Here is an 18,760-nt window from a genome sequence, read left to right on the forward strand (position 1 = left end):
GCTTCTTTGTCAGGAGCTCTTCCTCACGCGCAGGTACCACTCGCACAGCAGGCGGACCTGGCGGTGCGTGTAGCCCTTCTCGACCATGCGGTTCACGAAGTCCTCGTGCTTCTTCTGCTCGTCGGCGCTGGCCTTGGCGTTGAAGCTGATGACCGGCAGCAGGTCCTCGGTGTTGGAGAACATCTTCTTCTCGATCACCGTGCGCAGCTTCTCGTAGCTGGTCCACACCGGGTTCTTGCCCGCATTGTTGGCGCGCGCGCGCAGGACGAAGTTCACGATCTCGTTGCGGAAGTCCTTCGGGTTCGACAGGCCGGCGGGCTTCTCGATCTTCTCGAGCTCGGCGTTCAGCGCGGCGCGGTCGAAGATCTCGCCGGTGTCCGTGTCGCGGAATTCCTGGTCCTGGATCCAGAAGTCGGCGTACGTGACGTAGCGGTCGAAGATGTTCTGCCCGTACTCCGAGTAGGACTCGAGGTAGGCCGTCTGGATCTCCTTGCCGATGAACTCCGCGTAGCGGGCGGCCAGGTGCTCCTTGATGTACGACAGGTACTTCTGCTCCAGCTCGGGCGGGAACTGCTCGCGCTCGATCTGCTGTTCCAGCACGTACATCAGGTGCACGGGGTTCGCGGCGACCTCGTTCGAGTCGAAGTTGAAGACCTTCGACAGGATCTTGAACGCGAAGCGCGTCGAGATGCCCGTCATGCCTTCGTCGACGCCGGCGTAGTCGCGGTACTCCTGGTAGCTCTTGGCCTTGGGGTCCGTGTCCTTCAGGTTGTCGCCGTCGTAGATCAGCGCCTTGCTGAAGATGCTGGAGTTCTCGGGCTCCTTCAGGCGGGTCAGCACGGAGAACTGCGCCATCATCTTGAGCGTGCCCGGCGCGCAGATCGCATCCTTCAGCGACGAATTGCGAATGAGCTTGTCGTAGATCTTGACCTCTTCGGTCACGCGCAGGCAGTACGGCACCTTGACGATGTAGATGCGGTCGAGGAACGCCTCGTTGTTCTTGTTGTTCTTGAAGGCCTTCCACTCGCTTTCGTTCGAGTGCGCCATCACGATGCCGTCGAATGGGATCGCGCCGAAGCCTTCCGTGCCCTTGAAGTTGCCTTCCTGAGTGGCGGTGAGCAGCGGATGCAGCACCTTGATCGGCGCCTTGAACATTTCGACGAACTCGAGCAGGCCCTGGTTGGCCAGGCACAGGCCGCCGGAGTAGCTGTAGGCGTCCGGGTCGTCCTGCGCGTACGTCTCGAGCTTGCGGATGTCGATCTTGCCGACCAGCGAGCTGATGTCCTGGTTGTTCTCGTCGCCCGGCTCGGTCTTGGCGATGCCGCACTGCTTCAGGATGGAGGGATAGCGCTTCACCACGCGGAACTTGCGCACGTCGCCGCCGTATTCCTCCAGGCGCTTGACGGCCCAGGGCGACAGGATCTTCTGCGTGTAGCGGCGCGCGATGCCGTACTGCTGCTCCAGCAGCGGGCCATCCTCCTCGTTGGAGAACAGGCCCAGCGGCGATTCGTTGACGGGCGAGCCCTTGAGCGCGTAGAAGGGAACCATCTCCATCAGCTGCTTCAGCCGCTCCGCGATGGACGACTTGCCGCCGCCCACGGGGCCCAGCAGGTAGAGGATCTGCTTCTTTTCCTCCAGGCCCTGCGCGGCGTGGCGGAAGTGCGAGACGACCTGCTCGATCGGCTCCTCGAGGCCGTAGAAATCCTTGAAGGCGGGATAGATCCGGATGCTGCGGTTGCCGAAGATGCGCGACAGGCGCTGGTCATGCCGCGTGTCGACCATCTCGGGCTCGCCGATCGCGGCGAGCATGCGCTCCGCAGCCGTGGCATACGCCATCCTGTCGCGCTTGCAGAGTTCGAGGTACTCCTCCAGCGACAGTTCTTCCTCGCGCGTCTGTTCGTAGCGTGCAAGGAAATTGCGGATCACATCCATGAAGAGACCTCCTTCGTGTACGTTGCGCGGTGCCTCTGCAGGGGGGCCGCGAGGCTGTGCCACTGTACTCCCGAAGCACGGGGGCCGCTGCGTTCCGTCTGTAAGAGCATTTCCGGGTTCACTGTAGGTGAACGGTAGATAAAAACAAGAGGGCCCGGTTCCCTGTGGAGCCCCTAGGGAAAGCGCGGGTGGCGCCCCGGCGGATCGCGCGTTGAGAAGGCTCGCGCGTGCGCGCTTTCGCGCACGCCTGTCGCGCGTCGAACACACGCGCACGCCGTCAGGGTTCGTGCAGCATGCCGGCCCGCGGCCGGCATCGTCCTTGCGTGCACCGACCGTTTGCCTTTCGTCGCTTCGCGGCCGCCGCCGGGCGCCCACCTGCTTAAGTCTTTTCCCTAGGCCTGTAGGACAACGCCGCGTTCCGGCCACGGGCCGCGGACGGCGCCGCCACAATGCGCAGCGATGCAAGGGAGAATGAGATCGGCGGCCGCCGAAACGCGCGTCGCCACGGCCGCCCGGCCGAAGGAAGCCGACGCGCGCGGGCTGCTCGACGTCGCCGTCGAAGCGCTGGTCGTGCTGGGCGCCGCGACCGAGGTCCTCTACTGGAACGCCGGCGCGCAGCGCATCTTCGGCTTCGACCGCGACGAAGCGATGGGGCGCGTGTTCCCCGAGCTGCTGGGGCCCGGCGCTGCACTGCGGCAGGACGTGATGCACCACCTGCAGGCACTCGGCGAGTGGGCCGGCGAGCTCTACTGCGTGGCCGCGGACGGCCGCGTGGTGCAGGCGCAATGCCGGTGCACCGCACGCCTGGACGCGCGCGGCCGCATCGCCGCCATCTTCTGCGCCCTCAGCGACGTCACCGAGCAGCGCCGTGCCGAGAAGGAGATCGTGCTGCTGCACAACGTGATGGAGCAGCGCATCCAGCGCCGCACGGCGGAGCTGGAAGAGAGCAACGAGGACCTGCGGGGCTTCGCCTACTCGCTGGCGCACGACCTGCGCGCGCCGCTGGCCTCCATCGACGGGTTCTCCGCGCAGCTCGAGCTGCGCCTGGCCGGGACGCTCGACGAGAGGAACGCCCATTACCTGCGCCGCGTGCGTGCGGGCGTGCAGCTGATGTCCGACCTGACCGACGCGCTGCTCGGGCTCGCGGACGTGGCCAATGCCGAACTCCTGCACCAGCGCGTGGACTTGTCGAACGTGGCCCGCGCCGTCACCGAACGCCTGCGCGAATCCCAGCCCGAACGCGACGTGACCGTGGTCGTGGAGGACACACCGGCCGTCAATGGCGACGTGCGCCTGCTCACCGACGTGCTGCAGAACCTGATGGGCAATGCGTGGAAGTTCACGTCGAAGACCGCGCAACCGCGCATCGAGTTCGGCGGCGCGCCCACGGCACACGGCCCCTTCGCCTTCCACGTCAAGGACAACGGCGCCGGTTTCGAGCCCGCGTATGCGTACAAATTGTTCGGCCCGTTCCAGCGCCTGCACGCCGCCCATGAATTCGGGGGCACCGGCATCGGCCTGGCGATGGTGCGCAAGATCGTGTCGCGCCACGGCGGGCGCGTGTGGGCCGAGGCGAAGCCCGGCGAAGGCGCGAGTTTCTTCTTTACGCTCGGCTGATCAGCGCACCATGCACGGGCGCTTCGGGTCGAACTTCCAGTTCGGCACGAGGAACTGCATCGCGATGGCGTCGTCGCGCGCGCCCAGGCCGTGCTGCTGGTACAGCGCGTTGGCCTTCTCGACTTCGGCCATGTCCAGCTCGATGCCCAGGCCCGGCTTCTTCGGCACCTGCACGTAGCCGCCTTCGATCCTCAAGGGATCCTTCGTCAGGCGCTGGCCGTCCTGCCAGATCCAGTGCGTGTCGATGGCCGTGACCTTGCCCGGCGCCGCCGCGCCGACGTGCGTGAACATCGCCAGCGAGATGTCGAAGTGGTTGTTGGAGTGCGAGCCCCAGGTCAGGCCCCAGTCGCGGCAGGTCTGCGCCACGCGCACGGAGCCCTGCATCGTCCAGAAGTGCGGGTCGGCCAGAGGGATGTCCACGGCCTGCAGCGACAGCGCGTGCGCGAGCTGCCGCCAGTCGGTCGCGACCATGTTCGTGGCCGTGGGCAGGCCGGTGGCGCGGCGGAATTCGGCCATCACCTCGCGGCCCGAGAAGCCCTCCTCCGCGCCGCACGGGTCTTCGGCGTAGGCCACGACGCCGCGCATCTTCGTGCCCAGGCGGATCGCGTCCTTGAGCAGCCAGCCGCCGTTCGGGTCGAGCGTCACGCGCGCCTCGGGGAAGCGCTCGTGCAAGGCCGTCACCGCTTCGACTTCCGCGTCGCCACTGAGCACGCCGCCTTTCAGCTTGAAGTCCTGGAAGCCGTAGCGCTTCTGGGCCGCCTCGGCCAGGCGCACCACGGCTTCGGGTGTCATCGCCTCTTCGTGGCGCACGCGCAGCCAGTCGTCCTTCGCGTCCGGCTCGCTCGCATACGGCAGGTGGGTCTTCCGGCGGTCGCCGACGAAGAACAGGTAGCCGAGCATCTGCACAGCGTCGCGCTGCTGGCCCTCGCCGAGGAGTGCTGCCACCGGCAGGCCCATGTGCTGGCCCTGCAGGTCGAGCAGCGCCGATTCCACCGCCGTCACGGCATGGATGGTCGTGCGCAGGTCGAAGGTCTGCAGGCCGCGCCCGCCCGCGTCGCGGTCGGCGAACTTCGTGCGCATCGCCGCCAGGATGGCATTGAGGTTGCCGATCGACTGGCCTTCGACCAGCGGCCGCGCATCCTCCAGCGTCTGGCGGATTTTCTCGCCGCCCGGCACTTCGCCGACGCCCACGTTGCCCGCGCTGTCGGTCGCGATGACGATGTTGCGGGTGAAGAAAGGCGCGTGCGCGCCGGAGAGGTTGAGCAGCATGCCGTCGCGGCCGGCAACCGGCACGACCCGCATCTGCTGGATCTGGGGCAGGGACATGGGAGAAAAAGGAGTGTCAGGTCACGGGCGCGGGGTTGAACAGCACCAGTGCGTTGTGGAGTTTCCAGTGCTCGGCCCAGGTCTGCCGGCGGCCGCTCGCCACGTCGAGCATCAGGCGGAACAGTTCCCAGCCCACCTCCTCGACGGTCTTCGTGCCGTCGGCGATGGTGCCGGCGTTCAGGTCGATGAGGTCGTGCCAGCGCTTCGCGAGTTCCGTGCGCGTGGCCACCTTGATCACGGGGACCTCGGCCAGGCCGTACGGCGTGCCGCGGCCGGTGGTGAACACGTGCAGGTTCATGCCCGCGGCCGTCTGCAGCGTGCCGCAGATGAAATCGCTGGCGGGCGTGGCCGCGAAGAACAGGCCGCGGCGGCCGCCCACGCGCTCGCCGGGCTTGATCACGCCGGCGATCGACGCGCTGCCCGACTTGACGATGGAGCCCATCGCCTTCTCGACGATGTTGGACAGGCCGCCCTTCTTGTTGCCGGGCGTCGTGTTGGCGCTGCGGTCCACGCTGCCGCGCGTGAGGTAGTCGTCGTACCAGGCCATCTCCTTCACGATGTCCCGGGCCACGTCCGCGTTCACGGCGCGCGAGGTGAGCTGGTCGACGGCGTCGCGCACTTCGGTGACTTCCGAGAACATCACCGTCGCTCCGGCGCGCACCAACAGGTCCGTGCAATACCCGACGGCAGGGTTCGCCGTGACGCCGGAGAAGGCATCGCTGCCGCCGCATTGCACGCCGACCACCAGCTCGCTCGCCGGCACGGTCTCGCGCTGGCGCGCGTTGAGCTTTTCGAGGTGCGGGATCGCGCCTTGCACCACCGAGTCGATCATCGACATGAAGCTGGTGTGCTTCTCGTCCTGCAGCACGATGACGTCGAGCGCGGGCTCTTCCTTCATCTCGACCGAGATCGCCACCGGGAAGGTGCCGGGCGGGATCAGGCGCTCGGGCTGGAGCTTTTCGCAGCCCAAGCTCACCACCATCACCTCGCCCCCGAAGTTCGGGTTGAGCGTGATGTTGCGAAGCGTACGGATGGGAATCTCGGCATCGGGCGCGTCGATGGCGACGCCGCAGCCGTAGCCGTGTTCCAGCGGCACGACGCCGTCGACGTTGGGATAGCGCGGGAGCAGCTCATGGCGGATGCGCTCGGCCGCGAAGCGCGCCACGCCCGCGACGCACTGCACCGTCTGCGTGATCGCCAGCAGGTTGCGCGTGCCGACCGAGCCGTCGGCGTTGCGGAAGCCCTGGAAGGTGTAGCCCTGGAGCGGCTCGGCGTGGGGCGCCGGCCGGTTGGCGATGGGCAGGGAGCGCAAGTCGGCCGCGGCCGGCATGCGCAGCAGCCGCTCGTGCACCCAGCTGCCGGCGGGGATGTCCTTCAGCGCGTAGCCGATGACGACGTCGTAGCGCCGCACCTCGCCGCCTTCGGGGATGGCCTCGAGCGACACCTTGTGCCCTTGCGGCACGCGCTCGCGCAGCACCACGCCGCCGGCGAACGCGGCGCCCGCCTCCAGCCCGCCGTCGTTCGCGACGATGGCGACGTTGTCCCGGTCGTGCAGGCGGATCCAGCGCGGGCTGTCCATCGCCGTCATTGTGCTCAGTCCGCGGTGATCTTGCGCGTCTCGATCAGCTGTTTCCAGCGGGCGTACTCGACCGCCTGGAACCTGCCGAACTGCTCGGGCGTGTTGCCGACGATCTCGAAGCCCTGCGCGACGAGCTTTTCCTTCACGGCGGGGTCGTTCAGCGACTCGACGATGGCCTTGTGCAACTGGGCCTTCACGTCGGCGGGGATGCCCTTGGGCGCCGCGACGGCCTGCCACGATTGCACTTCGGCGCCCTTGACGCCCTGCTCGGCGAGCGTGGGGATGTCAGGCAGCAGCGCATTTCGCTTCTCGGATGCGACACCGATGGCGCGCACCTTGCCGCTCTTGATGTGCTGGATGATGCTGTTGATGTTGACGAAGGCGGCGTCGACTTGCGCGCCGAGCAGGTCGTTGATGGCGGGGCCGCCGCCCTTGTACGGGATGTGCAGGCCTTCGGTGCCGCTTTGCTGCCACAGGAGTTCGGCGGAGAGGTGGTCGGACGAGCCGTTGCCCGACGACGCGAAGCTCACCTTGCCCGGCGTCTTCTTCAGCGCGGCGAGCATGTCGGCGAGGTTCTTGATCGGGGAAGCAGCCGGCACGACCAGCACGTTGGGCGCCTGCACGGCCACGGTGATCGGGTCGAAGTCCTTCAGCGCGTCGTACTGCACGCCCTTGATGAGGTGCGGCGCGATGACGAAGGGGCCGAGCGACGATACGAACAGCGTGTAGCCGTCGGCCGGCGCGCGCTTGACGAACGCGGCGCCGATGGTGCCGGTGGCGCCGGCCTTGTTGTCGATGACCCAGGTGCCGCCGAGTTTTTCCTGCAGCTTCTGCGACAGCACGCGCGCGATGGCGTCGGTGGAGCCGCCCGGCGGGAAGGGCACGACCAGCGTGACGGGCTTGTCGGGATAGGCGAAGGCGCTGGCGGCCGTGAGGGCCGCCGCGACGAACGCGAACAATGCTTTTTTCATGGGAAGTCTCCTGGTTTACTGCTGCGAACCGAGCCGGGCGATCAACGCCTTCAGCTCTTCCATCTCGTCGGGCTTCAGGTCCGTGAGCGGCGCGCGCACGGGGCCCGCGTCATGGCCGACGATCTTCGCGCCGGCCTTGACGATGCTGACCGCGTAGCCCTGGCCCTTGTTGCGGATCTCCAGGTAGGGCATGAAGAAGTCGCGCAGCAGGCGGTGCTGCGTGGCCATGTCGTCCGTGCGCACGGCTTCGTAGAACTGCATCGCGGTGCGCGGGATGAAGTTGAACACCGCGGACGAGTACACCGGCGTGCCCAGCGCCTTGTACGCGGCGGCGTACACCTCCGCCGTCGGCAGGCCGCCGAGGTAGGAGAAGCGGTCGCCCATGCGCATGTAGATCTGCGTCATCAGCTCGATGTCGCCGATGCCGTCCTTGAAGCCCACGAGGTTGGGGCAGCGCTCGGCCAGCTTCGCCAGCGTCCCGGGCTGCAGCCGGGCCTGGCCGCGGTTGTAGACGATCACGCCGAACTTCACGCTCTTGCACACTGCTTCGACGTGCGCGGCCAGGCCTTCCTGGCCGGCTTCGGTGAGGTAGTGCGGAAGCAGCAGGATGCCGTGCGCGCCGGCTTCTTCGGCGGCCTTCGCGCACTGGATCGCGAAGCGCGTCGGGCCGCCGGTACCCGCGATGATCGGCACCTTGCCGCGGCAGGTGTCCACCGCCGCCTTGATGATGCGCGGGTACTCGTCGCCGGTGAGCGAGAAGAACTCGCCCGTGCCGCCGGCGGCGAAGAGCGCCGTGGCGCCGTAGGGCGCGAGCCATTCGAGGCGGGCGCGGTAGCCCTTCTCGTGGAAGTTGCCGTCGCTGTCGAAGTCGGTCAGCGGAAAGGACAGCAGCCCGGAGCTGATGGTTTGCTTGAGGTCCTGGGGATTCATGGATGTCAATCGAGCTTGATGTTGGCTTGCGCGACGACGGTGGCCCAGCGCGCGCGCTCCTGGTTGAAGAACTTGTCCTGTTCGGCGGGCGTCATGGTCACCACTTCGGCGCCCTGCCCCGCCAGCCGCGCGCGCACGTCGGGCGTGCGGATGGCCTTGATCAATTCGGCATTGAGGCGCTGGATGACGGGCTCGGGCGTGCCTTGCGCGACCAGCACGCCTTGCCACGTGCCGGATTCGAAACCGGTGACGCCCTGCTCGGCGATGGTCGGCGTCTCGCCGATCAGCGGCATGCGCGTCTTCTTCGACACGCCCAGCAGCTTGAGCTTGCCGCTCTGCACGTGCGGATACGTGGCGAGCATGCCGTTCATCATCACTTCGGTCTGGCCGCCGATGGTGTCCTGGATCGCCTGCGCGCCGCCCTTGTACGGCACGTACTGCCACTTGGCGCCGGTGGCGCGCTCGACCGCGACGCCGGCGAGGTGCGGCGCACCGCCCACGGCCGACACGGCGAAGTTCAGCGCCTTCGTCTTCGACAGGGCGACCAGTTCCTTGAGGTTGTTCGCCGGCACCGAAGGGTGCACCACCAGCAGGTGCGGCGAATACGCCAGCATGGTCACGCCGCGCAGGTCCTTCGAGGGGTCGAACGACAGCTTGGTGTAGACCGACGGGCTGATCGCCAGCGCGCCGACGTCGCAGAGCAGGAAGGTGTAGCCGTCGGCCGGGGCCTTCGCGACCATCTCCGCGCCGAGGTTGCCGTTGGCGCCGGCGCGGTTCTCGACGACCACCGTCACCTTCAGCGATTCGGCCAGCTGGTTGCTGATCGCGCGGGCGATGATGTCCGAGGAGCCGCCCGGCGGGTACGGGACGATGATCCGGATCGGCTTGGAAGGCCACGCCGATTGGGCGGAAGCGGTGGCGGCGGCGAAGGCTGCGGAGGCAGCCAGCATCTGGCGTCGGGTGATCATCGTGGGCACCTCATGTTGTCGGTCATCATACAACATAGCCCGGACTTCGGGCGATGTGGGGAACGCGTATCCGTAACCTTCAGCCCGCCAAGGGGGTGCCGGCAGCTTCCTGGGCCCGGCGCAGGCGCTCGCGGCTGTTGGTCAGGTGCAGGCGCATCGCCGCCCTCGCCGCCTCGGGGTCGCGCCGGGCGATCGCGTCGTAGATTTCCTCGTGCTCGCGCGACAGGCGGCGGTGGTACTGCGACCAGTCTTCGCGCGCGATCTTCGACGAGTTGATGCGCGCGCGCGGGATCAGCGTGGCGCCCAGGTGGCTCATGATGTCCGCGAAATAACGGTTGCCCGTGGCCACGGCGATGAGGTGGTGGAAGCGGAAATCGGGGCCGACGGTGTCCTTGCTGCCCGTGTCGCCGGCGGCCAGTTCGTCGAGCGCGCGGCGCATCTCGTTGAGCTGCTCTTCGGTGCGGCGCGCAGCGGCAAGCCCGGCCGATTCCGTCTCCAGGCTGATGCGCAGCTCGAGCACCGCGAGGACGTCGACGGCGGTCGCGATCTCGGCCGGGTCGATGCGGAAACCGCTGGGCGCGGGCGGCTCCAGCACGAAGGTGCCGACGCCGTGGCGCGTCTCGACGAGCGACGAGGCCTGCAGCTTCGACAGCGCCTCGCGCACGACCGTGCGGCTGACGCCCCACTCGCGCATGATTTCGGCCTCGGTCGGCAGCTTGTCGCCGGGCTTGAGCTTGCGGTCGCGGATGCGCGCGCCGATGCCGTCGACCAGCTCGCTGGCCAGGTTGCGCAGGCGGCGGCGCGGACCGGGCTCGACCGGCGCCGGTTCGGGATTGACCGAAGCTTTGGCGGTTGACACCTTGGACACGGCCTCATCATAATCAAATTCTACGTCGTACGACAACTGACGACCTATGACAGTCCCCAAATTGTTGCTCACCGGCGCCGCCGGGGCCCTCGGCAAGGTGCTGCGCGAGAGCCTGAAACCCGATTGCCGGGTCATGCGTCTGTCGGACAAGGCGGCCATGGCCCCTGCCCGCGAAAACGAGGAAGTGGTCGAGTGCGACCTTGCGGACAAGAAGGCCGTGGACGAACTCGTGCGCGGTTGCGATGCCATCGTGCACCTGGGCGGTGTCTCGGTCGAGAAGTCCTTCGAGGAAGTGCTCGACGGCAACATCCGCGGCGTGTTCCACATCTACGAAGGCGCGCGGCGGCATGGCTGCAAGCGGGTGGTGTTCGCCAGTTCCAACCACGCGATCGGCTTCCACAAGCAGGGCGAGATGCTCGATGCGAATTCGCTGCGCCGGCCCGACGGCTATTACGGCCTGTCGAAGTCGTACGGCGAAGACCTGTCGCGCTTCTACTTCGACCGCTACGGCATCGAGACGGCTTGCCTGCGCATCGGCTCGTCCTTCCCCGAGCCGAAGGACCGCCGCATGCTCATCACCTGGCTGAGCTATGGCGACCTCACGCGCCTGGTGCGCGCGTGCCTCACTGTGCCGAAGCTCGGCCACACGATTCTCTACGGCGCATCGGCCAACCGCGACAAGTGGTGGGACAACAGCCTGGCCTCGCACGTGGGCTTCGAGCCGCAGGACAGCTCCGAGCCGTTCCGCGCCAAGGTCGAGGCCCTGCCCCCGCTCGCGCCCGACGACCCCGCGGCCATCTACCAGGGCGGCGCCTTCGTGAAGGCCGGCCCCTTCGAGAGTTCCTAGACAAACCACCACGACCCGAGGACGACAAATGAAGCTCAAGACATCCCTGACCCTGATCGCCTGCGCGCTCGCCGCGTTCGCCGCGCGCGCCACCGAGTTCCGCTCGGCCGACATCCACCCCGACGGCTACCCCACCGTCGAAGCCGTGAAGTTCATGGGCGAGCGCCTGAAGGCGCTGACCAACGGCAAGCATACGATCAAGGTGTTCAACAACAGCGCGCTGGGCAACGAGAAGGACACCATCGAGCAGACAAAGATCGGCGCGCTCGCGATGACGCGCGTGAACATCGCGCCGATGAACAACATCTGTCCCGAGACGCAGGTGCCCACCATGCCCTTCCTGTTCCGCAGCAAGGACCACCTGCACAAGGTGCTGGACGGTCCGGTGGGCGAGGAGATTCTGGCGGCCTGCGCGCCGCAGGGTTTCGTGGGCCTGGCGTACTACGACAGCGGCGCGCGTTCGCTCTACACCGCGAAGAAGCCGGTGCGGACGCTGGCCGATGCCAAGGGCATGAAGATCCGCGTGCAGCAATCCGACCTGTGGGTCGCGCTGCTCGAAGCGATGGGCGCGAACGCGACGCCGATGCCCTATGGCGAGGTGTACACCGCACTCAAGACCGGCCTGGTCGACGGCGCCGAGAACAACTGGCCTTCGTACGAGAGCTCGCGCCACTTCGAGGTGGCCAAGTATTACTCGGTGACCGAGCACTCCATGGCGCCCGAGATGCTGCTGTTCTCCAAGCGCGTGTGGGACACGCTCTCGCCCGACGACCAGAAGGCGATCCGCCAGGCCGCGAAGGAATCGGTGCCCATGATGCGCAAGCTGTGGGACGAGCGTGAAGCCAAGTCGCTCGCCACCGTGAAGGCCGCCGGCTCGGAAATCATCACGGTCGACAAGGCCTCCTTCCAGAAGGCCATGCAGCCGGTCTACGACAAGTTCATCACGGACGCCAAGCTGAAGGCCATGGTCAAGCGCGTGCAGGACACGCAGTGACCGGCTACACCCGCTTGTGCCGCGCGATCGCGCGCGGCTGCATGTGGCTGGGCATCGCGGGGCTCGTTCTGCTGATTGCCTGCGTCACGTGGCAGGTGTTCGGCCGCTACGTGCTGAACAACACGCCGACGTGGGCCGAAAGCCTGGCGCTGCTGCTCGTGCTGTACGTGACGATGCTCGGCGTGGCCGTCGGCGTGCGCGACGCGGGCCACATCGGGCTCGAGTCGCTGCTGGTGCTCGCACCCGAGGGCCTGCGCCTGAAGATGGAATACCTGATTCACGCCCTCGTGCTGATCTTCGGCGCGGCGATGGCCTACAACTGCGCGTTCCTGGCGCACTCGGTTTGGTCCTACCGCCTGCCCACCCTCTGGATTTCGGAAGGCTGGAAGTACGTTCCGGCCGCCTTCGCGGGTGTGCTGGTGGTGATGTTCTCGATCGAACATGTGATCGCCCTTGCCCAGGGCCAAGAAGTGGAGCCTGCCTGGCAATGACGATTCCGCTGCTCATTCTCGCGGGCTCTTTCACGCTCTTCCTGCTGCTGGGCGTGCCCGTGGCTTTCTCCATCGGGCTGTCCGCGCTGACGACGCTGCTCTACGAAGGCCTGCCGCTCGCGGTGGGCTTCCAGCAGATGACGTCGGGCATGAACGTGTTCTCGTTCCTGGCCATCCCCTTCTTCATCTTCGCCGGCGAGCTGATGCTCTATGGCGGCATCGCCGACCGCATCGTGCGGTTCGCCATGAGCCTGGTCGGCCACGTGCGCGGCGGACTCGGCATGTCGAACGTCGTGGCCTGCACGCTGTTCGGCGGTGTCTCGGGCTCGCCCGTCGCGGACGTCTCCGCCATGGGCGCCGTGATGATCCCCATGATGAAGAAGGAGGGTTACCACGCCGACTACGCGGTCAACGTGACGACGCACGCGGCCCTCGTCGGCGCGCTGATGCCAACCAGCCACAACATGATCATCTACACGTTGGCCGCCGGCGGGAAAGTGTCGATCGCGGCGCTGATCCTCGCGGGCCTGCTGCCGGCGCTGATCCTGACGGTGAGCAACCTCGTCGCGGCCTATCTCGTGGCGGTGAAGCGCGGCTACCCCGCGGGCACGTTCCCGGGCTGGAGCATCGTCGCGGTGTCGTTCGCGGCCGCCCTGCCCGGCCTGCTGGTCGTCGTGCTGATCCTCGTGGGCATCCTGTCCGGCGCTTTCACAGCGACGGAATCGGCGGCCATCGCGGTGCTGTATGCGCTGGGCCTGACGGTGTTCGTCTACCGCACGCTGAAGTGGGAACACTTCCTGAAGGCTGCGTCGAAGGCGGTGAAGACCACCGGTATCATCCTGCTGCTGATCGGCATCTCGTCGACCTTCGGCTACCTGATCTCGCTGTACGGCGTGGCGGAGCTCACGGGCAAGATGCTGTCGACGATCACGAAGGAGCCGTGGCTGATCTTCCTGTTGATCAACGTGATCCTGTTCGTGCTGGGCACGTTCCTGGACATGGCCGCGACCATCCTGCTGTGCACGCCGATCTTCCTGCCGATCGCCCAGGCCTACGGCATGAGCTCGGTGCAGTTCGGCATGGTGCTGCTGATCAACTGCGCGCTGGGCCTGAACACGCCGCCCGTGGGCACGACGCAATTTGTCGGCTGCGCGATCGCGGGCGTGCCGGTGGGATACGTGATGCGCACCATCCTGCCGTTCTACGGCGCGCTGATCGCCGCGCTGCTGATCGTCACCTACGTCCCCGCGTTTTCCATGTGGCTGCCGAACCTGGTGCTCGGCACGCACTGAAGGAGCTTCCATGACCGCATTCCAGATTCCAGGCCTCAGCGGCAAGTCGGTGCTCGTCACCGGCGCCAGCACCGGCATCGGCGCCGCCGTCGCCCGTGCCTTCGGCGCACAGGGCGCCAAAGTCGCCGTGCACTACAACCAGTCCGAGGGGCCGGCCGCCGCGGTGGTCGACGAGATCTGCGGCGCCGGCGGCGAAGCGATCCGCGTGCGCGCCGACGTGCGCGACAGCGACGCGATCCGGGCGGCCGTGAAGACCACCGCCGACGCCTTCGGCGGCATCGACATCCTCGTGAACAACGCCGGCAGCCTCGTCAAGCGCGTGCCCATCGCGGAACTGACCGACGAACTGTTCGACGACGTGCTGCACATCAACGCGCTGTCCATGCTGGCGTTCTGCCGCGAGGCCGTGCCGCTCATGCGCAAGCGCGGCGGCGGCAACATCGTGAACGTCACGTCGATCGCCGCGCGGCACGGCGGCGGGCCCGGCGCCTACCTCTATGCCGGTGCGAAGGGGTTCGTCAGCACCGCGACGCGCGGACTGGCGAAGGAACTGGTGGGCGACAAGATTCGCGTGAATGCGGTCGCACCGGGAGTGATCGTGACGCCCTTCCACGACCGCTTCTCCACGCCGCAGATGCTGGAGTCGTTCAAGGCGACCATTCCCATGGGCCGGCTGGGGACGGCCGACGAGTGCGTCGGCGCGTTCCTGTACCTGGCCTCCGACGCGCTGTCCAGCTATGTCACCGGGCAGATCATCGAGGTGAACGGCGGGCAGTACATGCCCTGACGTATCCTAGGCGCCGATGAAGCGCCTGGCCCTGCTCCTGGTTTTGCTGTGCGCGTCCGCGCAGGCGCAAGAGACGCTGCGCATCGGCTCCAAGCGCTTCACCGAGTCCTACATCCTCGCGCACGTGCTGGCGCAAACGGCCGCGCCGGCCCTGCCGTCACCGCCGCAAGTGCGCGAAGGCCTGGGCAACACGGCCATCGTGTACGAGGCGCTGCGCTCCGGCGCGATCGACATGTACGCCGAGTACTCGGGCACGGTATCGCTGGAAATCCTGAAGAGCGGCAAGCCGCTGTCGCTCGAAGAGATGAACCGGCAGCTGGCGCCGCACGGGCTGGCGGCATCGATCCCGCTCGGCTTCAACGACGGCTATGCGCTGGCGCTGCGTGCAGACGATGCGAAGCGCCTGGGCATCCGCAGCGTCAGCGACCTGGCGAAGCATCCCGAACTCAAGCTGGGCCTGTCCAACGAATTCATCGGCCGCGCGGATGGCTGGCCCGGCCTGGCGAAGGCTTACGCGCTGCCGCACCAGCCGAAGGGCATCGACCACGGCATCGCCTATGACGCGATCGCGGCGAAGCAGATCGACGTGATGGACATCTACACCACCGACGCGAAGATCGGCCACCTGGGGCTGGCGGTGCTGGACGACGTCAAGCGCTACTTCCCCCGCTACGACGCGCTGGTGCTGCACCGCGCCGACGTGCCGAAGCGGTTCCCGCAGGCGTGGGCCCGCCTCCAGCAATTGCAAGGCCGCATCGACGAGCAGGCCATGATCGCGATGAACGCGAACGCGGAGCTGCAGGCGCAGAAGTTCGACGCGATCGCGCGCGACTTCCTCGCGGGCGGCGGCACGGCGCCGCAGCGGCAGCAGTCGCTCCTCGAGCGCACGTTCGGCGGCGACTTCATGCGCCTCACCTGGCAGCACCTCGGGCTGGTCGCCGCTTCCGTCGCCGCCGCCATCGCCATCGGCCTGCCCCTGGGCGTGCTGTCCTTCCCGCACCCGCGTGCGCGCGCCGCGCTGCTCGCCGCGGCAGGCCTCCTGCAGACCGTTCCATCGATCGCGCTCCTGGCCATCCTCATCAGCCTGCTCGGGATGATCGGCGTCGTGCCGGCGCTCGTCGCACTGGCGCTGTACGCCCTGCTGCCGGTCATGCGCAACTGCGTGACGGGCCTGGGCGAAGTGCCGCAAGGGCTGCGCGACGCGGCGACGGCGCTGGGCATGTCGCCCTCGCAGGGCATGCGGCTGGTGGAGTTGCCGCTGGCGCTGCCGACGATCCTGGCGGGGGTGCGGATCGCGACCAGCATCTCCATCGGCACGGCGACCATCGCGGCGTTCGTGGGAGCCGGTGGCTACGGCGAGCGCATCGTGACGGGGCTGGCGCTGAGCGACCGGCAGTTGCTGCTCGCAGGTGCCATCCCCGCGGCGTTGCTCGCCCTCGCCAGCGAAATCGTCTTCGAACTCGTCGAACGCCGGCTGCGCCGCCGTCAGTCGGTGTAGCGGAACTCCACGGGCACTGCGATGGCGCCCAGCGCCTCGCGCCAGCGCGCTTCGATTTTTTCATCGTGCGCGCCTTGCACGTGCACGGTCGCGACGAAGGCGTTGCCCTTCTCCCCCGCCTCGACGCGGCAAGGAGGCGCGCCCGCGACGCCCGCCAACACTTCCTGCAGCTTCAACTCGATGGCCCTCAGGCGCAGCGCCGGCTTGTAGACCTTGCCGATCGCGGTAAGCGGCAAGGCATCCAGCACCACGACGCGCTTGGGCACCGCGGGGCGCTCGTAGACCCGGGGCGCGACGAGCGCGAGCAGGTCCTCGCCGCGCAGCGCAGCGCCCGGCTTGAGCGTGACGAACGCCGCGGGGAGTTCGCCCGAGTGCGCGTCGGGCTCGCCCACCACGGCGCACATCGCTACCTCGGCGCGGGCCAGGAACGCGTCCTCCACCAGCTGCGGGTCGATGTTGTGCGAGCCGCGGATGATCACGTCTTTCGCGCGGCCGGTGACGTGCAGGTAGCCCTGGCCATCCACATGGCCCAAATCGCCCGAGAGCAGCCAGCCGTCCTCGAACATGCCGGTGTTGCGCGAGGCGTCGGTGTAGCCCGGGCTGACGTTGGGGCCGCGCAGCACGATCATGCCGTCGCCCCGCACCTTCACCTCGGTGTACGGCAGGCGCAAGCCCGTGGACCCCGGCACGCGCGGCGCCGCGAACGGCTCGATGGTGACGAGGCCCGACGACTCCGTCATGCCCAGGATGTTGCGCACCGGGATGCCCAGCTGCTGCTCGAAGCGGTTCGCCAGCTCCGTCGGCAGCGGCGAGCCGCCGGTGTACGCCACGCGGATCGCCGAGGTGTCCGCATCGACGGGCACGTTGCACAGGCCCGCCAGGATGGTCGGCACGCAGGCCAGCGCCGTGACGCCTTCGCGTTCGCAGAACTTCCAGTAGTTGCGCATGAAGGCCGCGTTGCGCATGCCCGTCACCGTGGGCAGCACCTGCGTGGCGCCGATCGCCAGCAGCGCCAGGCCGTAGACGAACGCACCCGCCACGTGGAACAGCGGAAAGCCATTGATTTCGACCGTGCGCTCGTCGAACCCGTAGAAGCCGTGCGCGAACCAGGACGCATGCGCCTCGTTGCCGTGCGTGTGCTGCACGAGCTTGGGCGCGCCGGTGGTGCCGCCCGTGTGGAACAGCGACGCGATGCGGTCGGGCGCGAGCTGCGGGTCGAAGGCGAGCGTGTCGGGCTGGTTCGCGAGCTGCCCTTCGAAGGTATCGCCGATGCGCAGCACCGTGCGCTGGCCGATCCCGGGAATGCGCTGCACGCCGGACCACACGTCCAGTTCGGCACTCGGCCCGAGCGCCACGACCACCTTTGCGCGACTGGCCTCCAGCAGCGCGGCCACGTGGTCCGGCTGCAGCATGAAGTTGATGGGGCACGCACGCCCCGCCACCTGCGCGCCCCACAGCGCGTACTGTGTGGATGGGATGTTGGGCGCGAGGATCGCGACCGAGTCGTCCGGCCCCACGCCGAGGCTGCGGAACAGGTTGGCGGCGCGGTGGATGTTGGCGAGCAGTTCGGCGTAGGTGACGCGTTGAGGCGGCGTGGCGAGTTCGCCGTCCGGCAGGAACACGAAGGCGTCGCGCGCCGGATGCTGCTTTGCCGCCGCGGCGATCAAACCGTAGGTCGTGCGCGCCGGGATCGCGCGTTCGTACGGCGTCTGTTCCAGCGCCTCGATGTCGGCGAGGCTGCGCAACGCCGCAAGCGTCACGCCAGCCCCAGCAGCCGGATCGCGTTGCCCTTGAGGATGCCGGGCATCACCTCGGGCTTGAAGCCCGCGTCCTCGAAGTCCTTCATCCAGCGCTCCGGCGAGATCAGCGGGAAGTCGCTGCCGAACAGGATGCGGTCCTTGAGCAGCGTGTTGGCGTACTGCACCAGCTGTTTCGGGAAGTACTTGGGGCTCCAGCCCGACAGGTCGATCCACACGTTGGGCTTGTGCGTGGCCACGGACAGCGCCTCGTCCTGCCACGGGAAGCTCGGGTGGGCCATGACGATCTGCATGTCGGGGAAGTCGATGGCCACGTCGTCGAGGTGGATCGGGTTGCTGTATTCCAGCCGCAGGCCGCCGCCGCAGCGCATGCCCGAGCCGATGCCGCTGTGGCCGGTGTGGAAGATCGCCGGCATCTTGTGCGCGTTGATCACCTCGTAGATGGGCCAGGCCATCTTGTCGTAGGGGTGGTAGCCCTGCACGGTGGGGTGGAACTTGAAGCCCTTCACCCCCTCCTCCTTGATCATCCGCTCGGCCTCGCGCGCGCCCATCTTCCCCTTGTGCGGATCGATCGACGCGAAGCAGATCATCATGTCCGCGTTTTCGCGCGCGGCCTGCGCGATCTCCTCGTTGGGGATGCGGCGGCGGCCCAGCTGCGACTCGCTGTCCACGGTGAACATCACCAGCCCCACCTTGATCTTGCGGTAGTACTCGATGGTCTCCGCGATGGTCGGCCGGCGCGCGTTCTTGAAGTACTTGTCGGCGGCGCGGTCGTACTCCTCGCCGTAGTTGTCGAAGGGGTTCCAGCAGCTCACCTCGGCGTGCGTGTGCACGTCGATGGCGATCAGGTTGGCGTGGTCCATCTCGTCTCCTTGCTCGGCCGCGGCTTAAGGGTTACCCCTA

General features: G+C 67.6%; 16 protein-coding genes. 7 read left to right on the forward strand and 9 right to left on the reverse strand.

Annotation, left to right across the window (positions count from 1 at the left end):
* Nucleotides 1–9: 9 nt before the first annotated feature.
* Entirely contained in the window at nucleotides 10–1,932 is a 1,923-nt protein-coding gene (locus WG903_RS15665; protein ID WP_340077083.1) for a PrkA family serine protein kinase, read from the reverse strand.
* Between the two features lie 471 nt (nucleotides 1,933–2,403).
* Here WG903_RS15665 and WG903_RS15670 point away from each other — a divergent pair, with 471 nt between their 5' ends.
* Entirely contained in the window at nucleotides 2,404–3,549 is a 1,146-nt protein-coding gene (locus tag WG903_RS15670) for a sensor histidine kinase (RefSeq protein ID WP_340077085.1), read from the forward strand.
* Here the strand turns inward: WG903_RS15670 and gudD are convergent, their stop codons facing one another.
* From gudD to WG903_RS15700, 6 genes are all read right to left on the reverse strand, one after another.
* On the reverse strand, nucleotides 3,550–4,875 hold the full coding sequence (gudD, locus tag WG903_RS15675) for a glucarate dehydratase (RefSeq protein WP_340077087.1): 1,326 nt from the start codon (nucleotides 4,873–4,875) through the stop codon (nucleotides 3,550–3,552). It lies immediately after the preceding gene.
* Between the two features lie 16 nt (nucleotides 4,876–4,891).
* Entirely contained in the window at nucleotides 4,892–6,454 is a 1,563-nt protein-coding gene (gene garD / locus WG903_RS15680) for a galactarate dehydratase (protein WP_340077089.1), read from the reverse strand.
* A 14-nt stretch (nucleotides 6,455–6,468) separates the two neighbouring features.
* Nucleotides 6,469–7,425, reverse strand: coding sequence for a Bug family tripartite tricarboxylate transporter substrate binding protein (locus tag WG903_RS15685; RefSeq protein WP_340077091.1), 957 nt, complete (start codon nucleotides 7,423–7,425; stop codon nucleotides 6,469–6,471).
* 15 nt (nucleotides 7,426–7,440) lie between these two features.
* The gene (gene kdgD / locus WG903_RS15690) at nucleotides 7,441–8,355 is read right to left on the reverse strand and encodes a 5-dehydro-4-deoxyglucarate dehydratase (RefSeq protein ID WP_340077093.1); all 915 of its coding nucleotides are present in this window, start codon (nucleotides 8,353–8,355) and stop codon (nucleotides 7,441–7,443) included.
* A gap of 5 nt (nucleotides 8,356–8,360) precedes the next feature.
* Complete coding sequence (locus tag WG903_RS15695) at nucleotides 8,361–9,323, reverse strand: Bug family tripartite tricarboxylate transporter substrate binding protein (RefSeq protein WP_340077095.1); 963 nt, start codon at nucleotides 9,321–9,323, stop codon at nucleotides 8,361–8,363.
* 79 nt (nucleotides 9,324–9,402) lie between these two features.
* Nucleotides 9,403–10,182 carry a FadR/GntR family transcriptional regulator gene (locus tag WG903_RS15700; RefSeq protein ID WP_340078260.1) on the reverse strand — a complete coding sequence of 260 codons (780 nt, stop codon included), beginning with the start codon at nucleotides 10,180–10,182 and terminating at the stop codon, nucleotides 9,403–9,405.
* Between the two features lie 55 nt (nucleotides 10,183–10,237).
* On the opposite strand from WG903_RS15700, the gene WG903_RS15705 reads away from it, so the two are divergent.
* The 6 genes from WG903_RS15705 to WG903_RS15730 are packed head-to-tail and all read left to right on the forward strand — an operon-like array spanning nucleotide 10,238 to nucleotide 16,100.
* A complete protein-coding gene (locus tag WG903_RS15705) occupies nucleotides 10,238–11,038 on the forward strand; it encodes an NAD-dependent epimerase/dehydratase family protein (RefSeq protein ID WP_340077097.1) in 801 nt (266 codons plus the stop codon).
* 28 nt (nucleotides 11,039–11,066) lie between these two features.
* A complete protein-coding gene (locus WG903_RS15710; RefSeq protein WP_340077099.1) occupies nucleotides 11,067–12,032 on the forward strand; it encodes a TRAP transporter substrate-binding protein in 966 nt (321 codons plus the stop codon).
* Nucleotides 12,033–12,073: 41 nt separating this feature from the next.
* Nucleotides 12,074–12,523 (forward strand): TRAP transporter small permease, encoded by a 450-nt coding sequence (locus tag WG903_RS15715; protein WP_340078261.1) that lies wholly within the window; start codon nucleotides 12,074–12,076, stop codon nucleotides 12,521–12,523.
* On the forward strand, nucleotides 12,520–13,815 hold the full coding sequence (locus tag WG903_RS15720; RefSeq protein WP_340077101.1) for a TRAP transporter large permease: 1,296 nt from the start codon (nucleotides 12,520–12,522) through the stop codon (nucleotides 13,813–13,815). The genes WG903_RS15715 and WG903_RS15720 overlap by 4 nt, the downstream gene beginning before the upstream one ends.
* 25 nt (nucleotides 13,816–13,840) lie before the next feature.
* Nucleotides 13,841–14,602 (forward strand): SDR family NAD(P)-dependent oxidoreductase, encoded by a 762-nt coding sequence (locus tag WG903_RS15725; protein ID WP_445263635.1) that lies wholly within the window; start codon nucleotides 13,841–13,843, stop codon nucleotides 14,600–14,602.
* A gap of 16 nt (nucleotides 14,603–14,618) precedes the next feature.
* Nucleotides 14,619–16,100, forward strand: coding sequence for a glycine betaine ABC transporter substrate-binding protein (locus tag WG903_RS15730; RefSeq protein WP_340077105.1), 1,482 nt, complete (start codon nucleotides 14,619–14,621; stop codon nucleotides 16,098–16,100).
* Here WG903_RS15730 and WG903_RS15735 read toward each other — a convergent pair.
* The gene (locus WG903_RS15735) at nucleotides 16,088–17,860 is read right to left on the reverse strand and encodes an AMP-binding protein (RefSeq protein ID WP_340077107.1); all 1,773 of its coding nucleotides are present in this window, start codon (nucleotides 17,858–17,860) and stop codon (nucleotides 16,088–16,090) included. The two genes, WG903_RS15730 and WG903_RS15735, sit on opposite strands and share 13 nt — an antisense overlap.
* Nucleotides 17,857–18,720 (reverse strand): amidohydrolase family protein, encoded by an 864-nt coding sequence (locus tag WG903_RS15740; protein WP_340077109.1) that lies wholly within the window; start codon nucleotides 18,718–18,720, stop codon nucleotides 17,857–17,859. Before WG903_RS15740 ends, WG903_RS15735 begins: the two co-directional genes overlap by 4 nt.
* Nucleotides 18,721–18,760: the final 40 nt, after the last annotated feature.

Source organism: Ramlibacter sp. PS4R-6 (genome assembly GCF_037572775.1).
Classification (GTDB): Bacteria; Pseudomonadota; Gammaproteobacteria; order Burkholderiales; family Burkholderiaceae_C; genus Ramlibacter.

Excerpts from the sequence above, each read along its gene's own strand:
- WG903_RS15685 (WP_340077091.1), bottom strand. The coding sequence starts at position 7,425 with ATGAAAAAAGCATTGTTCGCGTTCGTCGCGGCGGCCCTCACGGCCGCC.
- WG903_RS15710 (WP_340077099.1), top strand. The coding sequence starts at position 11,067 with ATGAAGCTCAAGACATCCCTGACCCTGATCGCCTGCGCGCTCGCCGCG.
- WG903_RS15705 (WP_340077097.1), top strand. The coding sequence starts at position 10,238 with ATGACAGTCCCCAAATTGTTGCTCACCGGCGCCGCCGGGGCCCTCGGC.
- garD (WP_340077089.1), bottom strand. The coding sequence starts at position 6,454 with ATGGACAGCCCGCGCTGGATCCGCCTGCACGACCGGGACAACGTCGCC.
- kdgD (WP_340077093.1), bottom strand. The coding sequence starts at position 8,355 with ATGAATCCCCAGGACCTCAAGCAAACCATCAGCTCCGGGCTGCTGTCC.
- WG903_RS15670 (WP_340077085.1), top strand. The coding sequence starts at position 2,404 with ATGAGATCGGCGGCCGCCGAAACGCGCGTCGCCACGGCCGCCCGGCCG.
- WG903_RS15720 (WP_340077101.1), top strand. The coding sequence starts at position 12,520 with ATGACGATTCCGCTGCTCATTCTCGCGGGCTCTTTCACGCTCTTCCTG.
- WG903_RS15695 (WP_340077095.1), bottom strand. The coding sequence starts at position 9,323 with ATGATCACCCGACGCCAGATGCTGGCTGCCTCCGCAGCCTTCGCCGCC.
- gudD (WP_340077087.1), bottom strand. The coding sequence starts at position 4,875 with ATGTCCCTGCCCCAGATCCAGCAGATGCGGGTCGTGCCGGTTGCCGGC.
- WG903_RS15730 (WP_340077105.1), top strand. The coding sequence starts at position 14,619 with ATGAAGCGCCTGGCCCTGCTCCTGGTTTTGCTGTGCGCGTCCGCGCAG.
- WG903_RS15665 (WP_340077083.1), bottom strand. The coding sequence starts at position 1,932 with ATGGATGTGATCCGCAATTTCCTTGCACGCTACGAACAGACGCGCGAG.
- WG903_RS15740 (WP_340077109.1), bottom strand. The coding sequence starts at position 18,720 with ATGGACCACGCCAACCTGATCGCCATCGACGTGCACACGCACGCCGAG.
- WG903_RS15715 (WP_340078261.1), top strand. The coding sequence starts at position 12,074 with ATGTGGCTGGGCATCGCGGGGCTCGTTCTGCTGATTGCCTGCGTCACG.